Below are 2519 nucleotides of genomic sequence, written 5' to 3' on the forward strand. Positions count from 1 at the left end.
GGCGTGCTCGGCGAGGGCGGCGCGCAGGCGGTCGCCCTCCGCGGTGTCGGCCGAGGCGAGGATGCGGGCGGCCAGCAGGCCGGCGTTGCGGGCGCCGTCGATGGAGACGGTGGCCACCGGCACGCCGGCGGGCATCTGGACGATCGAGAGCAGGGAGTCCATCCCGTCCAGGCTCTTGAGCTTCACGGGCACGCCGATCACGGGCAGGGGGGTGACGGCGGCGAGCATCCCGGGCAGGTGCGCCGCGCCGCCCGCGCCGGCCACGATCACGCGGATGCCGCGCTCGTGCGCGCGGGCGCCGAACTCCACCATCTCGTGGGGCATGCGGTGCGCGGAGACCACGCCGACCTCGACGGGCACGTCGAGCTCGCGCAGGGCCTCGGCGGCCGCGCTCATCACGGGCCAGTCGGAGTCGGAGCCCATCACGACGGAGACGACCGGGGCGTCGTCCTGCAGGGGCTGGGCGGGGGACTGGGGCGTGGCGGTCATGGGCGGGCCTCCGTCTCGGTGCCGGTGGTGGGGGCGTCGTCGCGCAGCAGTGCGGCGGCGGACTCGGCGGTCCGCACGGCCTCCTCGAGGCTGAGGCCGTGGTCCGCGACGACGTTGACGTGACCGACCTTGCGGCCCGGGCGCACGTCCTTGCCGTAGAGGTGGACCTTGGCCTGCGGGTGGGCGGCGAGGGCCGCGACGCTGCCGGCGTGCAGGTCCTCGCGGGCGCCGCCGAGGACGTTCTTCATCACGACGCCGGCCCCGCGGGGGGTCGTCTCGCCCAGCGGCAGGTCGAGCACGGCGCGGACGTGCTGCTCGAACTGGCCGGTGACGGCGCCGTCCATGGACCAGTGGCCGGAGTTGTGGGGGCGCATGGCCAGCTCGTTCACCTGGAAGCCCGGGCCGACCCCCGGCGTCTCGAACAGCTCGACCGCGAGCATGCCGGTGACGTCCAGCTCCTCGGCGAGGCGGACGGCCGCGGCGGTCGCGGCCGCGGCGACGGCCGGGTCGAGGTCCTGGGCCGGGGCGACCACGAGGTCGCACACGCCGGCCACCTGGACCGAGTCGACGACGGGGTAGACGGCCACCTCACCGGAGGGGGTGCGCGCCACCTGCGCGGAGAGCTCACGGGAGAAGGGGACGAGGGCCTCGGCCAGCAGCGGGGCGATGCCGGCGCCGAGCCACGCGGCCAGGGTGCCGTCCGCGGCGGAGGCGCGGGCGTCGTCGCCGTCGTCGAGCTTGAGCACGCCCTTGCCGTCGTAGCCGCCTCGGGCGGTCTTGAGGATCATGGGCCAGCCGTGCTCGTCGCCGAAGGCGAGGACGGCCTCGAGGTCGTCGACCGGCGCCCACGCCGGGTTCGGCAGGCCCAGCCGCTCGACGGCGGCGCGCATGACCAGCTTGTCCTGGGCGTGCTGCAGCGCCTCGGGGCCGGGGCGCACGACGACGCCGGCCTCCTGCAGGGCCCGCAGGTGCTCGGTGGGCACGTGCTCGTGGTCGAAGGTGACCACGTCCACCGTGGCCGCGAACGCGCGCAGGTCCGCCAGGTCCGCGTGGTCGCCGACCACGTGGGGGGCGACCTGGGCCGCTGACGCGTCCGGGGCCTCCGCGAGCACGCGGAAGGGCACGCCGAGCTCCGCGGCGGCGCCCGCCATCATGCGGGCCAGCTGCCCGCCACCGATCACACCGAGTCGAGGGGAAGTCACCCGGACAGGGTAGTCGGACCGGCTGAGAACTCCGTCACGGAGGGGTGGCCGATGCCGGATCCGAGGAGGGCGCGCGCCGGGGGCGCGGCTACAGTGTTCCCCAGCCCTGCGCGGGTCCGCCCCGCGTGCACACCCCCGTCCCGAACCGAGGAGTCCACGCCCATGCTGTCCGATCTCTGGGGCCGCCTGACCGGGATGGCCTCCCTGCTGTGGCGGGAGGTGGCCAAGTTCGGCACCGTCGGTGCGGCCGCGTTCGTGGTGGACTCGCTCGTCTTCTGGTGGATGATGACCGGCCCGCTCGAGGGGTCCAACGTCAAGGCCAAGATCGTGGGCGGCGTCGTCGCCACCCTGTTCAGCTGGGTCGCCAACCGCTACTGGACGTTCCGGGACAAGCGCTCCTCGAACAAGACGCGCGAGCTCGTGATGTTCCTGATCATGAACGCGATCGGGCTGGGGATCCAGGCCGGCTGCGTGGCGATCGCGCAGTACCTGCTGGGCGTGACCGACCCGACCGGCCTGTTCATCGCCGGCAACGTGATCGGCCTGTTCTTCGGCACCGTGTTCCGCTACTTCGCCTACCGGTTCTGGGTGTTCAAGGAGAAGCTGGACGTGGAGCCCGGCTTCGCCAACGACCTCGCGATCATCACCGGTCAGATGCCCGTGCTGCGCGAGGACCAGCTGCCTCCGCACGGCCGGCACCGCGCCCCCGACGCCGGGGTCTGAGCGTCCCCGCCTGACCCCGCCGCCCCGTCAGGGGCGCACGGTCACCGCCCGGCCCGCGTCCCACGCCTCCAGCGCGGCCCGCACTCCCGCCCACGTCAGGCGGGG

The 2519-nt window shown here is 74.5% G+C and carries 3 protein-coding genes; 1 reads left to right on the top strand and 2 read right to left on the bottom strand.

Going from position 1 to position 2519, the window contains the following annotated elements:
• Positions 1 to 489 (bottom strand): 5-(carboxyamino)imidazole ribonucleotide mutase (gene purE, locus HMPREF3105_RS07170; RefSeq protein WP_070709065.1); only part of this gene is annotated, 489 nt, incomplete at its 3' end.
• Positions 486 to 1691, bottom strand: a complete 1206-nt coding sequence (locus tag HMPREF3105_RS07175; protein ID WP_070709066.1) for a 5-(carboxyamino)imidazole ribonucleotide synthase — start codon at positions 1689 to 1691, stop codon at positions 486 to 488. The genes HMPREF3105_RS07175 and purE, both read right to left, overlap by 4 nt.
• Before the next feature lie 162 nt (positions 1692 to 1853).
• On the opposite strand from HMPREF3105_RS07175, the gene HMPREF3105_RS07180 reads away from it, so the two are divergent.
• A complete protein-coding gene (locus tag HMPREF3105_RS07180) occupies positions 1854 to 2414 on the top strand; it encodes a GtrA family protein (protein ID WP_020628243.1) in 561 nt (186 codons plus the stop codon).
• Positions 2415 to 2519 lie beyond the last annotated feature (105 nt).

Origin of the sequence: Micrococcus sp. HMSC31B01 (assembly GCF_001816085.1) — a bacterium.
GTDB lineage: Bacteria > Actinomycetota > Actinomycetes > Actinomycetales > Micrococcaceae > Micrococcus > Micrococcus luteus.

Bases quoted from the DNA above. Each gene is read 5' to 3' on its own strand.
- HMPREF3105_RS07180 (WP_020628243.1), top strand. From the start codon at position 1,854: ATGCTGTCCGATCTCTGGGGCCGCCTGACCGGGATGGCCTCCCTGCTG.